Genomic DNA, 21,850 nt, shown 5'->3' with positions numbered 1-21,850 from the left:
TGACAAAAAATGGGCTCACTTGTTGGAGGCTCGGGATGGGTGAGAGAGCGAAAAGGTAATTCTATAAAGGGAAAAAACCTCGATAGGAGAACCTCCCGACAACCGGATCCCGGTGTGGAGTCAGGGGTTCCTTGCACACTATCTCGCCACTTAGTTCACCCTATGCAAAAACATGCCAGAAACTGGGGCGGCAAGGTTGACACCCCAGTCCAGAAAGGGTTTAATGCGCGCCGTTGCCCAGATAGCTCAGTCGGTAGAGCAGGGGATTGAAAATCCCCGTGTCGGCGGTTCGATTCCGTCTCTGGGCACCACAATTCCTCCTTAGTTCAGTCGGTAGAACGGCGGACTGTTAATCCGTATGTCACTGGTTCAAGTCCAGTAGGAGGAGCCAAATTCGAAAAGCCCGCTCAATCGAGCGGGCTTTTTCATTTTTAGTTGCTGTTGCATGCTGCCAAAAAGAGCGTCGCGCCACAGGTGGCACTGAACAGCAGCATTCCGGTCTGCAGCATGCTGCCAGGGCATGGCTTCTTCTCTTTTTTTCTGGCCCTGATCCACTTCGGTTTCATCACATTCCCTTATCCATTTTGTCGGCCTGAATGGCTGCACTCCTGTGCAGGCGAGCCATCTTTGTTGAATGGCGCCATGGCGTCAATCTCCCCGCAAAACAATTAATTCAGCGCCGTTGAAGAGCTGCTTGTCTGGTGATGTTTCGACCTTTAAGCCATTGTTAACATTTTGGAAAACCGGAGTGACCCTGTGGCTGGGCGGGGATATGATGGGGTCAATGATGTTCCCATCCTGACGGAGAGATCCCAGATGAACAGCCCCTTGAGCTATGTACTGGACGGCATTCATTGCGAGCCGCACTTTTTTACTGTTCCCCTCGATCATGATGAGCCTGATGGCGACAGCATTACCCTGTTTGCCCGCACCCTCTGCCGCAAAGACAAGCTCGATGATAAGTTGCCCTGGCTGCTGTTTCTGCAAGGTGGGCCGGGATTCGATGCGCCGCGCCCGACGGCCAACAGTGGCTGGCTCAAGCGGGCGTTGCAGGAGTTCCGAGTGCTGCTGCTGGATCAGCGTGGCACCGGGATGTCGAGCCCCATTCACGGGCAGATTCTGGCCAAAATGACACCGGCCGAGCAGGCGGAGTATCTCGGCCATTTTCGCGCCGACAGCATAGTGCAAGATGCCGAGTTCATCCGGCAGGAGCTCAGCCCCAAGCATCGCTGGAGCCTGCTTGGTCAGAGCTTTGGCGGTTTTTGCTGCCTGACTTATCTCTCGCTTTTCCCCGACAGTCTGCGGGAGGTCTATATCACCGGCGGCATCGCGCCGATTGGCCGCAGCGCCGAGGAGGTTTACCGCGCCACCTACCAGAGGGTGGCTGACAAGAACCGAGCCTTCTTCGCCCGCTTCCCCCACGCTCAGGGGATTGCCAACCGGTTGGCCAACCATCTGCACCAGCACGATGTGCGGCTGCCCAACGGTCAGCGCCTGACGGTGGAGCAGTTCCAGCAGCAAGGGCTGGATCTCGGTGCTACGGGGGCTTTCGAGGAGCTTTATTACCTGCTGGAAGAGGCCTTTATCGGTGACAAGCTGAGCCCGGCCTTTCTCTATCAGGTGCAGAGCATGCAGCCATTCAATACCAACCCGCTGTTTGCCATTCTGCACGAGGCTATCTACGCCGAAGGGGAGGCGACTCGCTGGGCGGCAGATCGGGTCAGAGGGGAGTTTCCTGCGGTGAACTGGGCACCCGGCAAGGATTTCGCCTTCACCGGCGAGATGGTTTACCCCTGGATGTTCGAGCAGTTCCGCGAGTTGCTGCCCCTGAAAGAGGCGGCTCATCTGCTGGCCAACAAGGCGGACTGGGGGGCGCTCTATGGTCCGGCACAGCTGGCCCGCAACCAGGTGCCGGTCGCCTGCGCCGTCTATGCCGAGGATATGTATGTGGAGTTTGACTACAGTCGCGAAACCCTGCGTGGCCTTGGCAACAGTCGCGCCTGGATCACCAATGAGTATGAGCACAACGGTTTGCGTGCCGATGGTGAAGCGATTCTTGATCGTCTGATCGCGTTGAATCGCGACCGTTAATTGCCGTTATCGTCAACCATCGCGGGAGCCCGGACTCCCGCGATGGTTGTGATGGATGGTTGTTATGAAAGCGTGACTCCCTGAACCTTGCCCCGCGCCTGCCAGAGGATGAGTGGATAGCCGGCTGATTAATTTCCCCCTCTTTCACTGTCTCTGCCGATCCTTCACCATATACTTGCCAAACGACTCTGTATTGAGCCGCGGTCAAACCGATTGACCAACCCGTGCTCGTTACCATTAGAAAGTCGCTCCGATGCTCTGTATTCCGCGTATCTGATATGCCATCTCTGCATGCCCCGCTATCCGGGGGAGGGGATGGTCGTGCTTTTCAATCAAGATAAGGATGTATGATGAGAAAGTCTCTGTTGGCCTGCTCCCTGTTGCTGTGCCCTGTCGTGTTTGCTGCCACCCCCCATTGGGAATATAGCGGTGAGGTGGGGCCTGCCCACTGGGCCAAGCTGACCCCGGAGTTTGGTCAGTGTGCGGGCAGCAATCAGTCGCCGGTTGACCTGAGCGGATTGGTCGAGGCCAAACTGGCCCCGCTGGTACTCCACTATCAGGCGGGTGGCAACACAGTGGTCAACAACGGTCATACCGTGCAGGTCGGTTATGCCCCGGGCAGCACCTTGCAACTCGATGGCACCACGTTTGAACTAAAGCAGTTTCACTTCCACGCCCCGAGTGAGAACCTCATCGAGGGCAAATCCTATCCGCTGGAAGGGCATCTGGTGCATGTCAGTGACAAGGGAGAGATCGCCGTGGTGGCGGTGATGTTCGAGGCTGGCAAGGCCAATCCGGTGCTGGCGGCAGCCTGGAGCGCGTTACCTGCCAAGGTGGGGGAGATCCAGGCCCTCAAGGCGCCGCTCTCTGCTGAGCAACTGCTGCCTGAGAATCGTGACTACTATCGCTTCAGCGGTTCCCTTACTACGCCTCCCTGCTCGGAAGGAGTGCGCTGGCTGGTGATGAAGCAGCCAGTCGAGGTCAGTCAGGCCCAGATCGACGCCTTCAAGGCGGTGATGCACCATCCCAACAACCGGCCAGTGCAACCGCTCAATGGACGCGTGGTACTGCAATAACACTGTGTTGCAATAGCGCAGTAGATAGCAAACACAACAAGAGGGCCGTCAGGCCCTCTTTTACATGGCGAGGTATCGGCGTGCGATCAGAGGCTGGCGGCGATGCGGGCACCGAGGGCCGCGTTGTTCAGTACCAGCTGGATATTGGCCGCCAGCGAGTTGCCGCCAGTCAGCTCACAGACACGGGCCAGCAGGAAGGGAGTTGACGCCTTGCCCTTGATCCCCTGCTCATCGGCTTCATGGAGCGCTTGGGCAATAGCTGCGTCGATATCGGCTTTCGGCATGGCGTGTGCGGTCGGGATGGGGTTGGCCACCACGGCGCCGCCCGCCAGTCCCAGCTCCCACTTGAGGCGTAGCGCCTCGGCGATGGCTGCCGGGGTATCGAGGCGATAATCGACCTTGAAGCCGCTCTCGCGGGTGTAGAAGGCTGGCAGCTCCTCGGTTTGATAGCCGATCACCGGTACGCCCTGGGTCTCCAGATACTCCAGGGTCAGCCCGATATCGAGGATCGACTTGGCTCCGGCGCAGACTACGGCCACCGGCGTTTGTGCCAGCTCCTGCAGATCGGCGGAGATATCGAAGGTCTCCTGCGCGCCGCGATGTACCCCGCCAATGCCACCGGTGGCAAAGACCCGGATCCCCGCCATGGCAGCGATGATCATGGTGGAGGCGACAGTGGTGGCGCCCATTCCCTTGCGCGCCAGTACGAATGGAATGTCGCGGCGGCTGCACTTGGTCACGTCGTGGCCTGCCCGGCCGAGCGCTTCCAGCGCACCCGCATCGAGACCCACCTTGAGGCGGCCATCGAGGATGGCGATGGTGGCCGGAATGGCGCCGTTATCGCGCACTACCTGCTCCACCTGACGGGCCGTCTCCACGTTCTGTGGATAGGGCATGCCGTGGGAAATGATGGTGGATTCGAGGGCAACCACCGGTTTGCCGGCAGCCAGCGCGGCAGCCACTTCCGGTTGGATATCGAGGTAAGCGTTCAGCATGAGTACTCCTCCAGTATGCGGTCAACGGCGGTCTTGCTCAGACCGGAAAAAACGGTATCGGAACAATTGACGGTGAGGGCGGCGCAGCCCAGGGCAAAGCGGGTGGTTTGGGCAATGTCGAGTTCTTGCAGCCAGGCGTGGGCGAGGCCAGCCATAAAGGCATCCCCGCCGCCGGTGACGTTGAGTACCGGACTGCCCAGCACTGGCAGATGGCCCTGCTGCTCGCCATCGCTGTAGAAGATCCCCTGTTCACCCAGACTGAGGAACAGCCGCTTGACCCCGGCGCGGTGGAACCAGGCGGCCACCATGGGCCAGGTTTCGGGCCCGGCGATGGTCATGCCGCACAGCTGCTCGGCTTCGCTGCGATTGGGTTTGAGGGTGTGGATCTTGCCGAGCCAGGGGCGGATCTTCTCCACCTTGGCCACCGAAACGGTATCGACAAAGATGGCGTGATCCCCCTGCCGCTCGAACAGCCAGTCGAGGGTATGGATGGCCAGATTGGTGTCGAGCACCCAAAGCCGGGCACCACCGAGAAAGCCTGCGAGGGGGGTCAGGCGGGCTGGGGTGAGCTGCTCGATGATGGCCATGTCGTTGATGGCGCAGCTCATTTCGCCGCTGCCATCATGCAGGCTGAGATAACAGGAGGTGGCGTGACCATCGAGCACCAGGGTCTGGCGCACATCGACGCCAGCCCGCTGGCTCACTTCCAATAGATGGTGGCCATACTGGTCGTTGCCGACCGCTGTCAGCAGCCGGGTGTCGCTGCCGAGCCGCGCCAGATTCTCGGCGATATTGCGGCCGACACCGCCTGCCGAGGTGCGCACCTTGCCCGGGTTGGAGTCGCCGAGCAGCAGGTTGTCGTGGCTGGTGCCGCAAATATCCATATTGGCACCGCCGATCACCACCACGTAGGGGCCCTCTCGCAGTACATAACCTCTGCCTTGCACATATCCCTGCCGGATCAGGCTGGAGATGTGGCTGGCCAGCGCGGAGCGGCTGATGCCAAGGCGATCGGCCAGCTCCTGCTGGGCAATCATGGGATCCTGACGCAGCAGGGCGAGGATCTCTTGTTCACGCTCAGTCATAGACAAACATCCATTTACAAACGTTTGTCTATTATTGATGGGAAACGTTTGCTGGCTATCAACTTGTACAAAATTTGTCGGACTGCGCACAAAAAATCGACATTCAAAGCTGGGTTGGCAAGCGGTTTAGCCGGGGAGGGGACTTTTAACGGGTCGGTGGCCCTGCAACGGCTTATAATGGCTGCCGCAAGATGAGGAGAGATGATGGAAAAGAGTGCATTCTGCTGCGTGGGGCTGGTCAATCCCAAGTCTCCGGAAAATGTCGGCTCCGTGATGCGGGCTGCGGGTTGTTACGGGGTAGACGAGGTCTACTACACCGGCAACCGCTTCGAGCTGGCGCGCCGCTTTGCCACTGATACCAAGCAGATGGTGGAGAAGATCCCGCTGCTCGGGGTGGATGATCTGATGGCGTTTATCCCGCAGGGATGCGTGCCCGTGGTGGTCGATCTGATCGACGGAGCCACGCCGCTCCCCGACTATGTCCATCCGGAACGCGCTTTTTATATCTTCGGGCCGGAGGATGGCACCCTCGATCCCGCCCTCTATGGCGCGGTGAAAGATGTGGTCTATGTGCCGACTCAGGGCTGCATGAATCTGGCCGCCTCGGTCAATGTGATCCTCTATGACCGCTTGGCGAAGGGGTTCCGGCAACCCTGAGTTGTGGCGTGGCTACGGTGACTCAAACCACAATGGAAAGGTGTTGCTCATGGGCAGGTTGCTGACGGTGGCCGCTGTTGACGGGGCTGCGGCATCCTTCTCTTTCCCCTATGGTGGGATCATTTTTCGCTGGCCTTGACCGCCAGCTCCTCGAGAAAGTCGCGGTAGTATTCATAGAGGTGATAATGGCGATATATCTCGGCCAGCGTGCCGCGACGGATCAGATTCACCATCTCCTGATCCCACAGCAGCAGTAGCCGCTCGCCCTGCTCGGTATCGGCAAAAATGGGGTAAGTCGGGATCCAGCGCACAATGGTGCGGTACATATTGGACGGGGTCTCATCGGTAGAATGGAGCACGCCAGCGGTCAGGTAATAGCGATAGCGCCCCTTGCCAATCAGCTGCAGGGCCATCTCATGACTGTCGATCTCGTGCCACCGCATGGTAACCGGAAGATATTTATCCAGCACCCATCCTCTCCGCCAGAGCACGGTCTCTCCCTCCAGGCTGCGCTCTCCCCGCCATTGTGGCTGCCACTGTTTGAGCATGAAGACGGTCACATCATCGGCGGAGGCTGGCTGACGGGGCTGTTTGACCCCTTTGATCTCGTCCAGATAGACACTCATCGCCATATCCCCCTCTTGCCTGGCTACCATGGCAACGGCGCGTTTGTAGGGCACGATATGGGGCACGATCTGGTAGCCGTGGGGTTGGTAGATGGTTCGCACCAGATCGAGATAGATACCGCGGCCATCCGGTTGGCAGAAACCGGGCCAGCCATCGCAATAGACGTGGATATCGGTTGTGCGAGCGTGGGTGATCGCACACAGAGAGCAAAGCAGCAAACAACCGATGCGCAGCATGGTCAGCATTATCCTCGCAGGGGTGAGGAGAGCATCTATCACCTGATTTATACCATGCATTTATCGCGGCGGGCGGAGAAAACATCCCGCATCTCCATTTTGCTACAGGGTTGAGAGTTATTTACTTTCGAATCGTTCTCATTAATGAGAGGATCAATAGTGGCCAATTGGTTGTCGCTAATAAGATGGTTAACTACAAATATGTAGGGCGGGTCTGACAGCAGGGGGAATATCAACGTCTGTTTGCGTGAAGCGTTGGCACACCTCATGCATACAGGTAAGTGACATATAGTTTTTGATAAACCTCAGCAGTAGCAGCCATACAGCGATATAAAAAGGTGACCCTCATCCGCGTCATGTTATCCCGGCTATGAATCTCTGCTGCCTCACCCGGGGATCAGCTAACTTCTCTATCTTGCGCTGTGTTTAGTAGTGCGGCGGCGGGGTCTCTTCGGCCATGCTGGCAATCTGGCTGGGTTGTACGCTTTGCAGTTTGTCGATCAGCAGCTGGATCTGGTATTTGAGCCGATCGAGTTCACGGCCCTGGGTGGTCACCTCGTCGTTGAGCTGCTCTATGGTGTATTCCGCATAGGCAAGACGGGTTTCCAGGGTTTCGATGCGATCGTTAAGTGGCTGACTCATGGGCCTTCGGGTCCTTACTTGATTGTCCAGATTTCGGCCAGACCACTGGAGCTGGCACTGACAAGGTGGCTATTGTCGCGCAAAGCGACGCCGTAGACCACTGCGCTGGGCGGTTTCACCTTGGGTTGCGGCGAGACGCGCCAGCTCTGCAGCAGGGCACCATCGCTGACTTGCCACAGGGAGAGCTGACGGGAAGGGGCGCCAGTGATGAGCCACTTGCCATCGTTGGCAAAGCGGGCGCTGGTGTAGACCTCGAAGCGGTGATCATATTGCAGCTGACTCACCTCTTTGCCGGTTTTCAGATCCCAGATGCTGGCCCGGCTGCTGTCGGCGGTGAAGGCATATCGGCCGCTCGGCTCCAGTCTGGCCATGATCACCCGGCCACCATGGTTGAAGCGCCAAATTACCTGACCGCTGCGGGTATCCCACAGATAAGCGCTGTAGTCGTTGCCGCCGGTCAGGGCATAGCGACCGTTGGCGGAGAGATCCACCGTATTGACCTGTTCGGTGTGCCCCAGAAACTGCAGGCGACGGCCGCTTCGGGTATCGAGCCACTCGGCCTTGCCATCTTCCCGACCTATCAGCACATAACGACCATCGGCAGAGAGCGCGATGTCCCTCAGCCTAGATTCAGGAAGTGAGTAGTAGCCTTGTGACTGCCCGTCGCTCAGCCGCCAGGTTGCAAAGGTGTCTGGGGTGGCGGTGACGGCATGGCTGTTGCCTTCGGAAAAGCGGGTAATGAATACCAGATCATCCGCCGAGTCGGATTGCTTCCAGCGCCAGCGTTGGCGGTTCTGTTCCAGATCCCAGACGATGATGCCCTGGCTGATGCTGGAGACGATGGCCTGCTTGCCATCACTGGAGAGATCTGCGGTCAGCAGACCCGTGCTGGCGAGGGTCATTTGCTGGTTGGGTTGGGAGCTCTGCTCGCAACCGGTGAGCATTAAACAGAGGCTCACCAGATAAATGGCACTTTTTATCATTTTTGCGGTCTCACGCTTTTGTTACCTGCGATCACGGCGTTAGTATAAGGCGCTTATCACGATAAACCTCTCATTTCACGATGGAACCGAGAGCGGTATTTGGAGTTTGGAGAAACTGATGAACAAATTTCTGAAGGTGTCCCTGTTGGCGGCGGCCGTTGCCGTCGGTCTGACTGCTTGCCAAAAAGACGAGAAGCCTGCTGCGGCCAATACCGCCGAAGTGAAGGCTGAAGCCAGCAAGCCGGCAGAGGCGACCAAGGCCGAAGCCAAGAGCTTTGAAGAGCAATCTGGCTACGCAATTGGCCTCTCCATGGGTCGTTACATCGCCAATACCCTGGAGCGTCAGCAGGAACTGGGCATCAAACTGGACAACGCCGTGATCCTGAAAGGGGTGACTGACGGTCTGGGCAAAGAAGCCAAGATGACTGATGAAGAGATCCAGAAGGTACTGCAGGATTACGACGCCAAGATCAACGAGCTGACCAAGGCCAAGGCCGAGAAAGACGCCGTTGAGAATCTGAAGAAGGGCGAAGAGTTCCTGGCTGCCAACGCCAAGAAAGAGGGTGTGAAGAGCACTGAATCCGGCCTGCAATACGTGGTCGAGAAGATGGGCACTGGCGCCAAGCCGAAATCTACCGATATCGTCAAGGTGCACTACACCGGTACCCTGACTGATGGCACCAAGTTCGACAGCTCCGTCGATCGCGGCGAGCCGGCTACCTTCCCGCTCAACCAGGTTATCCCGGGTTGGACCGAAGGCGTTCAGCTGATGCCGGTTGGCTCCAAGTTCAAGTTCTTCCTGCCGTCCAAGCTGGCCTATGGCGAGCACGGTGCAGGCTCCATTCCGGCGAACGCCGTGTTGGTGTTTGACGTTGAGCTGCTGGCTATCGAGAAGCCGACTGCTGACGACGCCAAGAAGTAATCCCTTCTTGTAGTTAAAAACGGCTCCTTAAGGAGCCGTTTTTACTTGTGTATTCCCTGCAATCGCGGGATAACAGAGCTGTCTTGGCGTTGGGTTTGCGCGCGAAAATAAGGCAAAATAGATCGCAGAATCAAATACAAGGATGAGTCCAGTGGCTGAAAATAAATCGCGTGTCCTGCTGGTGGAAGATACCCGTAGTCTGGCGGTGGTCTATGAACAGTACCTGCGCCAGGAGGGGTACGAGGTGGTGCTGGCCGACTGTGGTCAGCAGGCGTTGGCGCACTTGCTGGCAAGTCCTCCTCCCGTGGTGCTGCTGGATCTGGAGCTGCCGGATATGTCCGGTATGGATATTCTGCAAATGATCACCGAACAGCAGTTGCCCTGCTCTGTGGTGGTGATCACCGCCCATGGTTCGGTGGATGTGGCGGTGGAGGCGATGCGCCTCGGTGCCTTCGATTTTCTGACCAAGCCGTTTGATAGCAAGCGACTCTGCGCCACCGTTCGCAATGCCTTGAAACACCAGCAGTTGAGCTCGCTGGTTGCCCACTATCGGGAGAATTTCGAGCGTAGCTCCTTCTTCGGTTTTATCGGTGCCTCCATGTCGATGCAGGCGGTCTATCGCATCATCGAAAGTGCGGCGCCCAGCAAGGCGACCGTCTTTATCACTGGCGAGAGCGGCACCGGCAAAGAGGTATGTGCCGAGGCGATTCACCAGTGCAGTCCCCGCAGCGAACAGCCCTTTATTGCCCTCAACTGCGCAGCCATTCCCCATGATTTGATGGAGAGCGAGATCTTCGGTCATGTGAAGGGCTCTTTTACTGGCGCCCAGGGGGATCGCAAGGGGGCGGCCAGTCTGGCCGATGGCGGAACCCTGTTTCTCGACGAGATCTGCGAGATGGACCTGGATCTGCAGAGCAAGCTGCTGCGCTTCATCCAGACCGGCACAGTGCAGCGGGTCGGCAGCGGCAAGCTCGAGACGGTGGATGTGCGCTTTATCTGCGCCACCAACCGTGATCCGCTGGTCGAGGTAAAAGCGGGCCGTTTTCGCGAGGATCTCTACTATCGGCTCCATGTCATTCCCCTCACCCTGCCGCCGCTGCGGGAGCGGGGCGAGGATATCCTGCTGCTGGCGCGTACCCTGTTGCAGAGCTACGCCAAGGAGGAGAACAAACGCTTCAAGGATTTCGATGTCGAGGCGGCGCGAGTGCTGCTCGACTACCCCTGGCCTGGCAACGTACGCGAACTGCAAAACGTGGTGCGCAATATCGTGGTGCTCAATGACAAGGAGCTGGTGAGCCCGGATATTCTGCCGCCACCGCTCAATGGAGTTCGTCCCCAGTTGCCGGCTGCGATTGCTTCAGCGGTGACATCGGTTCCGGCCGCCACCGGGGTGGCCAACGGGCCAATTCGTCCGCTCTGGCTGGTGGAGAAAGAGGTGATCGAACAGGCCATCGCCAGCTGTGACGGCAACATTCCCAAGGCGGCGGCACTGCTCGAGATCAGCCCCTCCACCATTTACCGTAAAAAGCAGGGGTGGGAGGAGTCCAATCGGGCCTGAACCATCTTGCCAGCAGAAAGGGCGGCTAGCGTGCCGCCCTTTCTATTTTGGGGATCAGAGTTTGGCGAGGCGCTTGAGGCGGGCCAGTCGCTCCCCCTCGTTGGCGCTGAACCAGCGGTCCTGTGACAGCAGAAACCAGGCGCGGGAGAAGTATTCCGCGGCCAGCGGATCATCCAGTACCAAGGCATTCTCCCCCAGCTCCTCGAACAGATAACCATCCTCAGGTTCGCCTGCCTCGGCCATATCGGTCTTGAGCTGGTGCAGCTCTGCCAGTGCCTGCTGGTGCTGACCTTGGGCCCGGGTCAGGCGAGCCAGACTCCAGCGAGCGATAAACGCCTTGGCCGGCTGGTTATGTTGCAGATGCCAGGCCAGACACTTCTGCTGCTGGATTTTCGCCTCATCAAAGCGGCCCAGTTCGAACAGGGTCCAGCCCTGATTGTTATAAAGGGGGGCCAGCCAGCCGCGCACCTTCTCGTCACAGCTGCGTTCCGCCAGCTCCATCGCCAGTTGATGCCAGCGGCTCTGCTCTTCCAATGGTGCGGCGATGGCGATCATGTGAGCGGCGTCGATGGCGAGATAGGTCTCCTTCTCCTTGAGCCCCCATTGCCAGGCTTGTTCAAACAGCGGTTTGGCACTGGCTTTGTCGCCCGCCGAGTTAAAGGTGCGGCCTCGTTCCAGCAGAGCCCGGATCCGCGCTCTGGGGGTTGTGTCGGTGAGGCGAGGCGCTATCTCGTCGAGCAGCTGGTGGGCTTCGGCAAACTGGCGCTGCAGCGAATGGGTGCGGGCAATTTGGGTCAGCAACTCCAGTTCGAGTTGCAGGTCGGCGGCGGCGCGCGCTTCGGGAAGAAGGGTGTGAAAACGCAGGGCGCTGGCGGCGGGATCCTGATAATCCCACAGCGCCATGAAATCGGGCGGATTGTCCATTTGGCCTCCTTGCTGGTTATCCTGTCACCAAGATGCCTGCAGGCCATTGTTTGTACAAGGGGTGCCCGTCACAGAGCGCCCCTTGCATCATGCTAACTGCTGTGGCCGGTTGGTCAGTAGACCATGGCTAGGCTCATCAGCATCAGACCGAGGGCGGCAAAGGCCCCCTCCTTGATCGCGAGCCGTGGCACCAGCGCCTTGGGTAGGGCCGGAAACAGGCTCAGGGCAAAGCCAAGGCCCGGCATCAACCAGTGGAATGCCGGATCGCGCAGGGTGGGATCGGCGGCTCCATTGATGATGATCAGCAAAATAAACAGGGTGAAGGCGGGGAGGATAAACCAGCGTACCCCACCGGCGGCGACCGCCCGCAGCGGCGAAATGCGATAGAGCAGCATGGTCACAAGGAACAGTACAAAAGGGGCCAGCAGATAGAGCGGAGCGGGGTTCATAACATCTTTCCTGAAAACTGATCGTCAAAAAACAGGGAGTCCGGTGCAAGAGGCGCGGGATTTAATCACTCTTCGCAGGTAATCACCAGCAGCCCGGGTCCGGGCTGTGAAGAGGATCCCGGATAAAGGTTTGCTCGCGCGTCTTAGTGCAACCAGAACCAGGCTGCTGCAAATCCCAGCCAGCTCAGCACCAGCAAGATCCAGGGCAGGGGATGCTGATGGCTTACTTCAACCACTTCAAGCTGATCGTCTTGCTCTTCGGTTTGTGGCGCACCCTGTGGTTGCCTGGCTTTGGCCTGCATTTTTTTCTGGCGGTTCGCTTCGCGGGCCCGCGCCTTCATCTGTTTCTTGTATTCGTCGATGCCTTTCTGGATCCCTTGCGCGATAAGCTGGGTCTGCTCCTTGGTCTGCCCCGGCTTCTGGTTGGCACGGGCAATTTTCATCGCCTCCTGCTGGGTCTCGGGGGAAATCTTGTCGTACTTGGCCATCAAATCATCTCCTCGGGCATGGCTGGCTGGGGAGTATGCCATAAAGGCGCGTCCGGGTGGCGCCTCCTTGGTGCGGGAGGGGAGCAAGTGAGTGACTGCTCAACAAAAAACCTGATAAATCAGCAGGAAGCCGGATGTTGGGCCGAAGATCACAATTAGCAGAATTTGTGAGTCATCGATGAAAAACGGTCATCTGTTGTTTGTTATATTGGCGCCCGACCCGCTGGACAGGGTTGATAAATAACAAAACAATCAAGGTGATATGGAAATGAATAATAACGTTATCAAAGGCGGCGTGGCACTGGCCGTGCTTGCTGCACTGACTGGCTGTAATACCTCGAGCAATGACACCGTTGCACCCTGCACCGAAAATGTCTGCAAACTGACCATCCTGCACACCAACGATACCCACGGCCGTTTCTGGCACAACGCTGAAAATGAGTACGGTATGGCTGCCCAGAAGACTCTGGTCGAGCAGCTGCGTGCCGATGCCAAGGCTGCTGGCAGTGACGTGCTGGTTCTTTCCGGTGGTGATGTGAATACCGGCGTGCCGGAGTCCGATCTGCAGGACGCCGAGCCTGACTTCATGGCGATGAACAACATTCGCTACGATGCCATGGCAGTGGGCAACCATGAATTCGACAACCCCCTCAGCGTGCTGGAGAAGCAGCGCAAGTGGGCCCAGTTCCCCATGCTCTCGGCCAACATCTACGACAAGGCCAGTGGCAAACACTACTTTGACCCCTACAAGGTGTTCAAGTTGGAGAGCGGTCTCAAGGTCGCCGTACTGGGCCTGACCACCGAGGATACCGCCCAGCTGGTGGATCCCAACAACGTGCAGACCCTGGAGTTCCGCGATCCGACCAGCGAGGCGGCCAAACTGGGCCAGCAGATCCGCAGCAACAAGGAGGCCAATCTGGTCTTCGCCATCACTCACATGGGCCATTACGAGAATGGTCAGCACGGCAGCAATGCGCCGGGCGATGTAGAGATGGCTCGTGCACTGCCGGCAGGGACTCTGGATGCCATCATTGGTGGCCACTCCCAGAATCCGGTCTGTATGGAACCGGGTACCACCAACAAGTACGCCAATTTCAAACCGGGTGATAACTGCCAGCCGGATCAGCAAAACGGCACCTGGATCATGCAGGCTCACGAGTGGGGCAAGTATGTGGGCCGTGCCCAGTTTGAGTACCAGAATGGCAAATTGACCCTGACCAGTTATGACCTGATCCCGGTCAACCTGATCAAGCGTAACGCCAAGGGCGAGGCGATCGATGCCAACGGTGCCGTGACCAAGGACCCGGCCAAGATGCAGTTCGTACAGGACGAGATCACCAAGGATCCCGAGCTGTATAACACCCTGCTGGGTTATCAGGAGAAAGGTCAGCAAGAGCTGAATGTCGTCATTGGCTCGGCAGATGGCTTGCTGGTTGGTGATCGCAACTCGGTTCGCAACAAGCAGACCAACCTGGGTCGCCTCATCACCACGGCGACCAGCAGCAAGCTGGGTGTCGACTTTGGTATCGTCAACTCTGGCGGCGTCCGTGACAGCATCCCGGCCGGTGATATCACCTACCGCAGCGTGTTGCTGGTGCACCCGTTTGGCAACACGGTCAACAAGGCTGTCATGAAGGGAAGCGAGCTGGCGACCTATCTGGGCCAAGTGGCAAGCAAGACCCGCAATACCGGTGGTTATGCCCAGTTTGGCGGTATCAACATGGCGGTGGATTGCCAGGCCAAGAGCGTCAATATCACCAGTATCGGTGGCAAGGCGTTTGATCCGGCAGCAACTTACAGCTTCGCGATCCCGAGCTTCAGCGCCTCCGGTGGTGATGGCTATCCGAAGATCGATACCATCAACGCTGGGTTGGTCGATGCTGCCGTGCTGAAGGAGTACATCGAGATCAAGAAGACCATCAACGTGGCCGATTATCAGCCAGGCAATGAGGTGAGCTACCTGAACTCAGCCTCTACCGAAGGGTGCAACTGATTCGTCAGCGGGGCGCATAGCTCCAGATGTGATGCGAAAGGGCAGCCGGTGGCTGCCCTTTGTCGTTATGTGCGTGGTGACATGTCATCTGGGGATTGGTCACAACTCTTCAATTATCAATGACGATAGCCATCGCCTGTAGGAGGTCAGGTGAGGGGATGAAATGAAAAGAGGCGGCCCATGGGCCGCCTCTTGCGTAGTGACAATCTAAACCTTACAGCTGCTCGATACCGACGATATGCCAGGGGGCATTGTTCTTGGCCAGATCGCGCTCGAGGTGCCACACCTCTTTGATGTCTTCTTCGACCTGCTCCTGACGGTCCATGTAACGGCCGCTGAAGCGCACGCTAACCTGGGCCCAGTCGCTGCCGTAGTCGGCGCGTACCAGCTGGGTATCGACGTACATCACTTCGGTATGCTGGTCGCCAGTCAGTTCGGCGCGCTCGGCTTTGAGCTGTTCAAACAGCTCGGGGCTGACGTACTCGCGCACCTTTTCCAGATCGTTCTTGTTCCACGCCTCTTGCAGGGTGCGATAGTGATCGCGGGCACCGGCCAGGAAGCTGTTCATGTCAAAGCCTGGCGGCAGGCGGAACGGCACATCGCTGTCGGCAAAGCCGGTGGCTTGTGGTGCGCTGTTGCTCTGCTCAAACTGCTGCGGGGCAGCGGATTGCGGTGGCTGATAGCCCGCATAGGCCGCCTGTTGTGGCTGTGGCGTCGCGACCTTGCCCTTGCGCAGGGTACGGATCAGGAAGACGGCACCCAGCGCCAGCAGGGCGATCAGCAGGAAGTCCATTCCTTGCAGACCTTCAAAGGCACCGCTGCCCAGCAGGTAGGCAAACAGGCCGCCAGCCAGCAGGCCGCCCAGCAGGCCACCCATCATGCCGCTCTTTTTCGGCGGAGTCTGGGCATTCAGTGTCGGATTCTTGTTGTCGACCGGTTTGGCCGCAGGCTGGGCCGGCGCAGTTTTGTAACTTTTACCAAAGGATTTGCCGCCGCCAAATTTCTTGGCTTCGGCGTGAGGTGCCCCCAGGCCAATGGCCAGGATCACGGCAAACAGGGTCAGCATCTTTTTCATTTTGACTCTTTTCACTCTCGTCTGTGGGTGGGGCATGCTCCGCTTTGGCAAGCTCAGCAAGGCGCATGGCAGGCTGCCTGTCCCTAATTGTGTCGCAGCTTGTATTCATCAATATCACCTCTGGCATGAATTATTCATGAACGAGGTAGCCGCGATGCGGCGTCAAACAAGAGGAGTAAACCGGATGAAAAGCAGAAGATTGAGTCGCAAGGAGCGCAAAATGCGAAGCAAAATCAAAATGGTCAAGGTAGAGCAGACTCTGGTTTGGCCCTTTATGATGGTATGAGCCGCCAGATAGGGCTCGCCGTAGTTGGCTTTCTTTTGTAAAATTCCCGTCCCCTTCCCGCTGCGGTTTTTATGTGTATGGCAGAGCAAGTGACGGCGAAAAAAGACGCCAAGACACAACAGCTGAAAGTTCCTCCCCACTCTTTTGAGGCCGAACAGTCCGTACTGGGCGGCCTGATGCTGGATAACGATGCCTGGGATCGGGTTGCCGAACGGGTGATCGATCAGGATTTCTACAGCCGTCCGCACCGGTTGATCTTCCAGGCCATGACCCGCCTCTCCAACGCGGGCAACCCCATTGACCTCATCACCCTGCAGGAGGAGCTGGAACGCTCCGAACAGCTGGAAGAGGCGGGCGGCTTCGCCTATCTGGTGGAGATCGCCAAGAACACCCCGAGTGCCGCCAACATCAACGCCTACGCCGAAATCGTGCGCGAGCGGGCGGTGGTGCGGGAGATGATCTCGGTCGCCAACGAGATAGTCGAAGCAGGCTACGAGCCACAGGGCCGTACCTCCGGCGATCTGCTGGATCTTGCCGAGAGCAAGGTATTCAAGATTGCCGAGCAGCGCACCAGCGCCAACGAGGGGCCCCAGCCGCTTAAGCTGATCCTCGAGCAGACCGTCGACAAGATTGAAGAGCTGTTCAAGACGCCGCACAACGGGGTGACCGGGGTATCGAGCGGTTACAACGATCTCGACAAGATGACCGCCGGTTTGCAGCGCTCGGACTTGATCATCGTGGCGGCCCGTCCCTCAATGGGCAAGACCACCTTTGCCATGAACCTGTGCGAGCATGCGGCCCTCACGGCCGACAAGCCGGTGCTTATCTTCTCGCTGGAGATGCCCTCCGAGCAGATCATCATGCGTATGCTCGCCTCGGTCGGTCGCATCGATCAGACCAAGGTGCGTACCGGTCAGCTCGATGACGAGGATTGGGCGCGCCTCTCCTCCACCATGGGATTGCTGCTGGAGAAGGGCAAGATGTATATCGATGACGCCTCCGGCCTCACCCCGACCGATGTGCGCTCCCGTGCCCGTCGGGTGGCGCGCGAGCACGGTGGCCTATCCATGATCATGGTGGACTACCTGCAGCTGATGCGGGTGCCGGCGCTCTCTGACAACCGAACCCTGGAGATCGGCGAGATCTCCCGCTCTCTCAAGGCCTTGGCGAAAGAGCTGCAGTGCCCGGTGGTGGCGCTCTCCCAGCTGAACCGAAGCCTGGAACAGCGGGCCGACAAGCGCCCGGTCAACTCGGATCTTCGTGAATCGGGCTCCATCGAGCAGGATGCGGATTTGATCATGTTTATCTATCGTGATGAGGTTTATCACGATGACAGCCCGGACAAGGGGATTGCCGAGATCATTATCGGCAAGCAGCGTAACGGCCCTATCGGAAGAGTGCGTCTCACCTTCCAGGGGCAGTTCTCCCGGTTTGACAACTACGCCGGTCCTGCGTTTGACGACGATTATTGATGTAAACCAAGGTGATGGCGGATTAGCCATTACCACGACTGCCCTGATCGATAGCCAGTCATTGGCTGCCGCTCAGAGCCTGTTTTCCCGGTTCGACAATTATGCCGGTCCGGCCTTCGACGACGATAAGTGAGTGGCGGTCTTCGGCCCGATGAGGGGGAGACCATTTGTGCCCTCGTAAGGGAAAACCATGAAAGCGGCTACTGCCCAAATCAACACTGCGGCCTTGCGCCACAACCTCGCCGTGGTCAAGCGCCACGCTCCCGCTTGCAAGATCATCGCTGTGGTCAAGGCCAACGCCTATGGCCACGGACTGCTGCCGGTCGCCCGCACCCTGGTGGATGCGGATGCCTACGCGGTGGCCCGTATCGAAGAGGCGCTGATGCTGCGCTCCTGCGCCGTGGTCAAACCCATCGTGCTGCTGGAGGGCTTCTTCTCTGCCGACGATCTGCCGGTGCTGGCGGCCAACAACCTGCAGACGGCGGTTCACACCTGGGAGCAGCTCGAAGCGCTGGAGCAAGTCGAGCTGCCAGCGCCCGTGGTGGCCTGGCTCAAGCTTGACACCGGCATGCATCGCCTCGGGGTACGTGCCGACGAGATGCCCGCCTTTATCGAACGCCTCGGCAAGTGCAAGAACGTGGTGCAGCCGTTCAACATCATGACCCACTTCAGTCGCTCCGATGAGCTGGAGCAGCCTACTACCCGCGAGCAGATCGACTTGTTCAGCAAGTTGACCGCACCGCTGGCGGGCGAGCGTGCCATGGCCAACTCGGCGGGCATTCTGGCCTGGCCAGACTCCCACTGCGACTGGGTTCGCCCCGGTGTCATCCTCTATGGCGTGTCGCCCTTCCCCAACACGGTGGCGGCCGATTACGACCTGCAGCCGGTGATGACCTTGAAGACCCAGCTGATTGCGGTGCGGGATCACAAAGCGGGCGAGCCGGTGGGCTATGGCGCCAACTGGGTGTCGGATCGCGATACTCGGCTCGGGGTGATCGCCATCGGCTACGGTGACGGTTATCCGCGCATGGCGCCCAATGGCACTTCCGTGCTGATCAACGGCCGCATTGTGCCGCTGGTGGGGCGTGTCTCCATGGATATGAGCACGGTAGATCTTGGACCCGGCGCAACCGATAAGGCCGGTGACGAGGCGGTACTGTGGGGCGAGGGGTTGCCGGTGGAGCGGGTGGCCGACGAGATTGGCACCATCCCCTACGAGCTCATCACCAAGCTCACCTCCCGCGTCTTTATGGAATACGTCTGATGTGGCAGCAGTGCCTGTTGACCTTAAAGCCCCGCTCGCGGGGCTTTCATCTGGTGACGGACGAGCTGGTGGCCAAGCTGCCGATGCTGGCGGATTACCGGATTGGCATGGCCCACCTGCTGCTGCAACACACCTCCGCCTCGCTCACCCTCAACGAGAATTGCGATCCGAGTGTGCGCAGCGATATGGAGGCCCATCTGCACCGGCTGGCGCCGGAAGATGCCCCCTACTATCGCCACACCTATGAGGGGGCGGATGACATGCCCGCCCACATCAAATCCTCCCTGCTCGGGGTGAGCCTGCTATTGCCGATCCGTGACGGTCAGTTGGCACTTGGCACCTGGCAGGGGATCTGGCTTGGCGAACATCGCGTCGATGGCGGTGCCCGCAAGGTGCTGGTGACCCTGCAGGGTGAGTAATCAGACTACAACTAGCTGAAAGATGAAGATAAAAAGAGGGATGGCGCCGAGCCATCCCTCCTTTGTTTTTACGATTTCGCGAGCTATCTGCTTGCCAGTAGTGAAGCGCTCTGCGTGTCTCAGGCGACCTTGAAGGGGGTCAGCTCGGCCAGCGGGGTGGCGTCCATAAAGGCTTGCGGCTCCTGGCCATGTTTGAAGATCTTGAAGTCCTGCTCGCGGGCGCTCCAGTACTCAACGGTATCGCCGCTGATTTGCAGCAGACTCGCTTCGCGCAGGGCCACCACATATTCGCTCGGGTTGATGGCGCAGAACTCGGCCAGACGCTCGTCGCGGGTCTCGCCCATGTGGCCGCTGATGCTGGCGTCCAGATAGTGCGGGTTGATCTGCAGCGGGAACAGGCCCAGCGCGGGCAGCACGGCGGCGTTGCAGACCGGCATGTCGTTGGTGGTGCGGATGCTCGGGGTCGCCACGTTGCAACCGGCGCTCCAGCCCACATAGGGGACGCCCCGCTCACGCACGGCGCGCTGGATCGGCACGATCAGGCCATTTTCATGCAGCAGCTGATTCAGGCGCCAGGTGTTGCCGCCACTGATAAAGATGGCGTCGGCCTGATTGACGGCATCAACCGGATCATCGAAGTGATGAATGCTGATGGTCTCGATCCCGAGGCTCTCGGTAAGTTCGTTGGCGCGGGCATCCCAGTCGCTGCGGATCACCGCATAGGGGATGAGCAGAATGCGCTTGACCTGTTTGCGAGCCAGCAGGCTTTGAACCCGATCTCGGGCCCAGCCGAGCAGACCCGGAAATTCGTTGGCTTTACCGTTGCTAAGCAGAAGCAGTTCCATCAGATATGTCCTCAAAAAGTGAAAGCGGAGGAGGGAGGGCCACCGGAGCCGCCGTGCGGCCGGATGGCAAGAGGAGGCATGCTACCACCATTGGCGCGGCGGTTCTGTGATCGCGAGGCCCATTCAACGGCTATGGAGGAGTTATGGATGGATAACTCACTGCCAACTGGTGGATTAATAAGCAGTGCTCCGCTCGCTGCCATCGCCAATAAAAGACCCCGCCGCAGCAGGGTCATGGCAGAGTTAGTCGAGTTTGAGATCGACCCACACCATGCGGTGATCCGAACTGACTCCCTTGGCGATGCCGAGTTTCGCATCATAGACCAGGTGATAACCGGCCTCGAAGCTGGCCGGCCAGAAGACACCGCTCTTGACAGCGTTGAGGTTGGCGGAGGGGATGACGTGATCCAGCTGCAGCACGCTGCTATTGGTGATCCGTTCCGGGTTGGGGCGATTGAGGTTGCGTTTGCAGTCGGCCCCTTTGCTGACACACTCCGGTCCCCCTTCGCTGACCGGGATCAGGGTGCCATTGGTGATGGCCTGATTCATCAGCGGGTTGTTTAGCAAATCCTGAATGGCGGTCAGGTCGCCGTCACCGGTGAGCGGATCGGCGTTGAGATCCCCGGCGATGACGAACTTGGCGTTTTTGGCCAGTCCACCCTTGGTGCCCTTGTCATCGGTCATGTAGTTGAGACCCTTGACGTAGTCATTCCAGAAGGCGATCTCGGCGCGGTTGTGCTTGACGGTGTGACGCGCTGCGTTGGCAAATATCGGCGGGGTCGGGTGGGAGATCAGGAAGTGGACCACCTCTTCCCCCTTCTCGGTCTTGATGCGTACCGGCACATCGGCGTGGTTCTTGGAGGAGAGCGGGTACTGCTGCCAGGCTGCGTCTGAATACCAAGCATCACCACACTGGCGGCTGGCCGGGATCTTGACCTTGGGATTGTTGCAGTCATCGATGATGGGGTTCTGCTCGCCCGGCATATCCTTCCACTTGAAGTTCTGGAAGGTGCGGATCTGCTTGGTATCGATGGGGTATTTGGACATCACCGCAAAGGCGTACTGGCCGTGGTAGTTGCCAAAGCCCCAGGCATCGTCGGGGCCGCTGTTGACCTTGCCATCCAGATTGAGGTCATAACCGCTCATCAGGCCGGTGTTGGTGGCGAAGTTCTGCATCACCGGATAGCTGATGGCGGTCACTTCGGCATGCTGGGCGTGGGCCAGATAGTTGTCGTTGAAGGCTTTCAGATCGGCGGTGCTCTCGCCTTTGCCGTCGTTGTCGAACTCGTTGAGCAGGAACACATCCGGACGGGTGCGCTGGATGATCTCCGCCACGTTGCGGATCTGCTGCACGTTCTTGGCTTTGGTTTCAGTGGCGCCGCTCAGGCTCCCTTCGGCGAGGCGGGCCAGCAGGGCATCCTGCTCGGTGCGGGTCAAGGCCAGCTCACCGGTCAGCATACCGGCGGCAGTGCGGTCAAAAGAGAGGTTGAAGGTGGCAAAACGAACCATGGGATCAGCTGCCTTTGAGTCGTTGTCGCTGTTGCAGCCAGCCAGCATCCCGAGAGAGATGGCGGCAGCCAGTAGGGTCTTGTTGATATTTTTCATTGTAATTGTTCCGTAGCATCAATGAGTTATGCCTTCTGTGAGGCGGCGCCATTATAAGTAGACGGCGATGCTGCGGGGATTTTGCCTGAGTAAAGTGTGAGGATATTCACACCACATATCTGGCGATGATGAATGTTAGCAGGGCGATATGGGGTGTG

Annotated in this window: 21 protein-coding genes and 2 tRNA genes; 12 read left to right on the top strand and 11 right to left on the bottom strand. The window is 58.7% G+C overall.

All coding sequences use genetic code 11. The features are described 5' to 3' along the window. Nucleotides 1-235: 235 nt before the first annotated feature. The 4 genes from ACTG2U_RS08570 to ACTG2U_RS08555 all read left to right on the top strand — a co-directional run bounded on the left by ACTG2U_RS08570 (nt 236) and on the right by ACTG2U_RS08555 (nt 3,167). Nucleotides 236-311, top strand: a tRNA-Phe gene (locus ACTG2U_RS08570). A gap of 4 nt (nt 312-315) precedes the next feature. Further along, nucleotides 316-391, top strand: a tRNA-Asn gene (locus tag ACTG2U_RS08565). Nucleotides 392-816: 425 nt separating this feature from the next. Further along, the gene (locus tag ACTG2U_RS08560; RefSeq protein WP_439974355.1) at nt 817-2,091 is read left to right on the top strand and encodes an alpha/beta hydrolase; all 1,275 of its coding nucleotides are present in this window, start codon (nt 817-819) and stop codon (nt 2,089-2,091) included. Between the two features lie 350 nt (nt 2,092-2,441). Next, nucleotides 2,442-3,167: a carbonic anhydrase gene (locus tag ACTG2U_RS08555; protein WP_439975115.1), complete on the top strand. Its 726-nt coding sequence runs from the start codon at nt 2,442-2,444 to the stop codon at nt 3,165-3,167. Between the two features lie 86 nt (nt 3,168-3,253). Here the strand turns inward: ACTG2U_RS08555 and ACTG2U_RS08550 are convergent, their stop codons facing one another. After that, nucleotides 3,254-4,162 carry a pseudouridine-5'-phosphate glycosidase gene (locus tag ACTG2U_RS08550; protein WP_139708067.1) on the bottom strand — a complete coding sequence of 303 codons (909 nt, stop codon included), beginning with the start codon at nt 4,160-4,162 and terminating at the stop codon, nt 3,254-3,256. Beyond that, complete coding sequence (locus ACTG2U_RS08545; RefSeq protein ID WP_335812998.1) at nt 4,156-5,247, bottom strand: PfkB family carbohydrate kinase; 1,092 nt, start codon at nt 5,245-5,247, stop codon at nt 4,156-4,158. Before ACTG2U_RS08545 ends, ACTG2U_RS08550 begins: the two co-directional genes overlap by 7 nt. A gap of 204 nt (nt 5,248-5,451) precedes the next feature. Here ACTG2U_RS08545 and ACTG2U_RS08540 point away from each other — a divergent pair, with 204 nt between their 5' ends. Next, nucleotides 5,452-5,904, top strand: a complete 453-nt coding sequence (locus ACTG2U_RS08540; protein ID WP_005335311.1) for an RNA methyltransferase — start codon at nt 5,452-5,454, stop codon at nt 5,902-5,904. Nucleotides 5,905-6,023: 119 nt separating this feature from the next. Here the strand turns inward: ACTG2U_RS08540 and ACTG2U_RS08535 are convergent, their stop codons facing one another. The 3 genes from ACTG2U_RS08535 to ACTG2U_RS08525 form a co-directional block, all read right to left on the bottom strand. Beyond that, nucleotides 6,024-6,767 (bottom strand): hypothetical protein, encoded by a 744-nt coding sequence (locus ACTG2U_RS08535; RefSeq protein ID WP_335813018.1) that lies wholly within the window; start codon nt 6,765-6,767, stop codon nt 6,024-6,026. A 426-nt stretch (nt 6,768-7,193) separates the two neighbouring features. Continuing rightward, entirely contained in the window at nt 7,194-7,409 is a 216-nt protein-coding gene (locus ACTG2U_RS08530; protein WP_255912903.1) for a SlyX family protein, read from the bottom strand. A gap of 14 nt (nt 7,410-7,423) precedes the next feature. Further along, nucleotides 7,424-8,392 carry a vegetatible incompatibility protein HET-E-1 gene (locus ACTG2U_RS08525; RefSeq protein ID WP_043820853.1) on the bottom strand — a complete coding sequence of 323 codons (969 nt, stop codon included), beginning with the start codon at nt 8,390-8,392 and terminating at the stop codon, nt 7,424-7,426. Nucleotides 8,393-8,510: 118 nt separating this feature from the next. Here ACTG2U_RS08525 and fkpA point away from each other — a divergent pair, with 118 nt between their 5' ends. Further along, nucleotides 8,511-9,314 (top strand): FKBP-type peptidyl-prolyl cis-trans isomerase, encoded by an 804-nt coding sequence (gene fkpA, locus ACTG2U_RS08520; RefSeq protein WP_005335283.1) that lies wholly within the window; start codon nt 8,511-8,513, stop codon nt 9,312-9,314. 151 nt (nt 9,315-9,465) lie between these two features. Further along, nucleotides 9,466-10,872 carry a sigma-54-dependent transcriptional regulator gene (locus ACTG2U_RS08515; RefSeq protein ID WP_421323027.1) on the top strand — a complete coding sequence of 469 codons (1,407 nt, stop codon included), beginning with the start codon at nt 9,466-9,468 and terminating at the stop codon, nt 10,870-10,872. A gap of 54 nt (nt 10,873-10,926) precedes the next feature. Here the strand turns inward: ACTG2U_RS08515 and ACTG2U_RS08510 are convergent, their stop codons facing one another. The 3 genes from ACTG2U_RS08510 to ACTG2U_RS08500 form a co-directional block, all read right to left on the bottom strand. Continuing rightward, a complete protein-coding gene (locus tag ACTG2U_RS08510) occupies nt 10,927-11,796 on the bottom strand; it encodes a hypothetical protein (RefSeq protein ID WP_421323026.1) in 870 nt (289 codons plus the stop codon). A 113-nt stretch (nt 11,797-11,909) separates the two neighbouring features. After that, nucleotides 11,910-12,245: a hypothetical protein gene (locus ACTG2U_RS08505; protein WP_005335280.1), complete on the bottom strand. Its 336-nt coding sequence runs from the start codon at nt 12,243-12,245 to the stop codon at nt 11,910-11,912. A gap of 143 nt (nt 12,246-12,388) precedes the next feature. Next, nucleotides 12,389-12,733: a DUF2956 domain-containing protein gene (locus ACTG2U_RS08500; RefSeq protein WP_421323025.1), complete on the bottom strand. Its 345-nt coding sequence runs from the start codon at nt 12,731-12,733 to the stop codon at nt 12,389-12,391. 268 nt (nt 12,734-13,001) lie between these two features. Between ACTG2U_RS08500 and ushA the strand changes: the two genes are divergently transcribed. Next, entirely contained in the window at nt 13,002-14,726 is a 1,725-nt protein-coding gene (gene ushA / locus ACTG2U_RS08495; protein ID WP_429012686.1) for a bifunctional UDP-sugar hydrolase/5'-nucleotidase UshA, read from the top strand. 214 nt (nt 14,727-14,940) lie between these two features. Here ushA and ACTG2U_RS08490 read toward each other — a convergent pair whose 3' ends face one another. After that, nucleotides 14,941-15,801 (bottom strand): Tim44 domain-containing protein, encoded by an 861-nt coding sequence (locus tag ACTG2U_RS08490; RefSeq protein ID WP_005335275.1) that lies wholly within the window; start codon nt 15,799-15,801, stop codon nt 14,941-14,943. 363 nt (nt 15,802-16,164) lie between these two features. On the opposite strand from ACTG2U_RS08490, the gene dnaB reads away from it, so the two are divergent. The 4 genes from dnaB to ACTG2U_RS08470 are packed head-to-tail and all read left to right on the top strand — an operon-like array spanning nt 16,165 to nt 19,242. Next, nucleotides 16,165-17,559 carry a replicative DNA helicase gene (gene dnaB, locus ACTG2U_RS08485; RefSeq protein ID WP_026035132.1) on the top strand — a complete coding sequence of 465 codons (1,395 nt, stop codon included), beginning with the start codon at nt 16,165-16,167 and terminating at the stop codon, nt 17,557-17,559. After that, entirely contained in the window at nt 17,543-17,692 is a 150-nt protein-coding gene (locus ACTG2U_RS08480) for a hypothetical protein (protein WP_439974354.1), read from the top strand. The genes dnaB and ACTG2U_RS08480 overlap by 17 nt, the downstream gene beginning before the upstream one ends. Nucleotides 17,693-17,749: 57 nt before the next feature. Continuing rightward, a complete protein-coding gene (gene alr, locus ACTG2U_RS08475; RefSeq protein ID WP_021230808.1) occupies nt 17,750-18,823 on the top strand; it encodes an alanine racemase in 1,074 nt (357 codons plus the stop codon). Next, nucleotides 18,823-19,242: a secondary thiamine-phosphate synthase enzyme YjbQ gene (locus ACTG2U_RS08470; protein ID WP_033114624.1), complete on the top strand. Its 420-nt coding sequence runs from the start codon at nt 18,823-18,825 to the stop codon at nt 19,240-19,242. The genes alr and ACTG2U_RS08470 overlap by 1 nt, the downstream gene beginning before the upstream one ends. A 119-nt stretch (nt 19,243-19,361) precedes the next feature. Here ACTG2U_RS08470 and pepE read toward each other — a convergent pair whose 3' ends face one another. Beyond that, nucleotides 19,362-20,087: a dipeptidase PepE gene (pepE, locus tag ACTG2U_RS08465; protein WP_439974353.1), complete on the bottom strand. Its 726-nt coding sequence runs from the start codon at nt 20,085-20,087 to the stop codon at nt 19,362-19,364. Nucleotides 20,088-20,330: 243 nt separating this feature from the next. Further along, nucleotides 20,331-21,692: an endonuclease/exonuclease/phosphatase family protein gene (locus ACTG2U_RS08460; protein WP_429012677.1), complete on the bottom strand. Its 1,362-nt coding sequence runs from the start codon at nt 21,690-21,692 to the stop codon at nt 20,331-20,333. Nucleotides 21,693-21,850: the final 158 nt, after the last annotated feature.

Origin of the sequence: Aeromonas sp. 95A (assembly GCF_051919235.1) — a bacterium.
GTDB lineage: Bacteria > Pseudomonadota > Gammaproteobacteria > Enterobacterales > Aeromonadaceae > Aeromonas > Aeromonas veronii.
This window is presented reverse-complemented; position numbering and strand designations above follow the sequence as displayed.

Excerpts from the sequence above, each read along its gene's own strand:
- ACTG2U_RS08560 (WP_439974355.1), top strand. The coding sequence starts at position 817 with ATGAACAGCCCCTTGAGCTATGTACTGGACGGCATTCATTGCGAGCCG.
- ACTG2U_RS08555 (WP_439975115.1), top strand. The coding sequence starts at position 2,442 with ATGAGAAAGTCTCTGTTGGCCTGCTCCCTGTTGCTGTGCCCTGTCGTG.
- ACTG2U_RS08550 (WP_139708067.1), bottom strand. The coding sequence starts at position 4,162 with ATGCTGAACGCTTACCTCGATATCCAACCGGAAGTGGCTGCCGCGCTG.
- ACTG2U_RS08545 (WP_335812998.1), bottom strand. The coding sequence starts at position 5,247 with ATGACTGAGCGTGAACAAGAGATCCTCGCCCTGCTGCGTCAGGATCCC.
- ACTG2U_RS08540 (WP_005335311.1), top strand. The coding sequence starts at position 5,452 with ATGGAAAAGAGTGCATTCTGCTGCGTGGGGCTGGTCAATCCCAAGTCT.
- ACTG2U_RS08535 (WP_335813018.1), bottom strand. The coding sequence starts at position 6,767 with ATGCTGCGCATCGGTTGTTTGCTGCTTTGCTCTCTGTGTGCGATCACC.
- ACTG2U_RS08530 (WP_255912903.1), bottom strand. The coding sequence starts at position 7,409 with ATGAGTCAGCCACTTAACGATCGCATCGAAACCCTGGAAACCCGTCTT.
- ACTG2U_RS08525 (WP_043820853.1), bottom strand. The coding sequence starts at position 8,392 with ATGATAAAAAGTGCCATTTATCTGGTGAGCCTCTGTTTAATGCTCACC.
- fkpA (WP_005335283.1), top strand. The coding sequence starts at position 8,511 with ATGAACAAATTTCTGAAGGTGTCCCTGTTGGCGGCGGCCGTTGCCGTC.
- ACTG2U_RS08510 (WP_421323026.1), bottom strand. The coding sequence starts at position 11,796 with ATGGACAATCCGCCCGATTTCATGGCGCTGTGGGATTATCAGGATCCC.
- ACTG2U_RS08505 (WP_005335280.1), bottom strand. The coding sequence starts at position 12,245 with ATGAACCCCGCTCCGCTCTATCTGCTGGCCCCTTTTGTACTGTTCCTT.
- ACTG2U_RS08500 (WP_421323025.1), bottom strand. The coding sequence starts at position 12,733 with ATGGCCAAGTACGACAAGATTTCCCCCGAGACCCAGCAGGAGGCGATG.
- ushA (WP_429012686.1), top strand. The coding sequence starts at position 13,002 with ATGAATAATAACGTTATCAAAGGCGGCGTGGCACTGGCCGTGCTTGCT.
- ACTG2U_RS08490 (WP_005335275.1), bottom strand. The coding sequence starts at position 15,801 with ATGAAAAAGATGCTGACCCTGTTTGCCGTGATCCTGGCCATTGGCCTG.
- dnaB (WP_026035132.1), top strand. The coding sequence starts at position 16,165 with ATGGCAGAGCAAGTGACGGCGAAAAAAGACGCCAAGACACAACAGCTG.
- alr (WP_021230808.1), top strand. The coding sequence starts at position 17,750 with ATGAAAGCGGCTACTGCCCAAATCAACACTGCGGCCTTGCGCCACAAC.
- ACTG2U_RS08470 (WP_033114624.1), top strand. The coding sequence starts at position 18,823 with ATGTGGCAGCAGTGCCTGTTGACCTTAAAGCCCCGCTCGCGGGGCTTT.
- pepE (WP_439974353.1), bottom strand. The coding sequence starts at position 20,087 with ATGGAACTGCTTCTGCTTAGCAACGGTAAAGCCAACGAATTTCCGGGT.
- ACTG2U_RS08460 (WP_429012677.1), bottom strand. The coding sequence starts at position 21,692 with ATGAAAAATATCAACAAGACCCTACTGGCTGCCGCCATCTCTCTCGGG.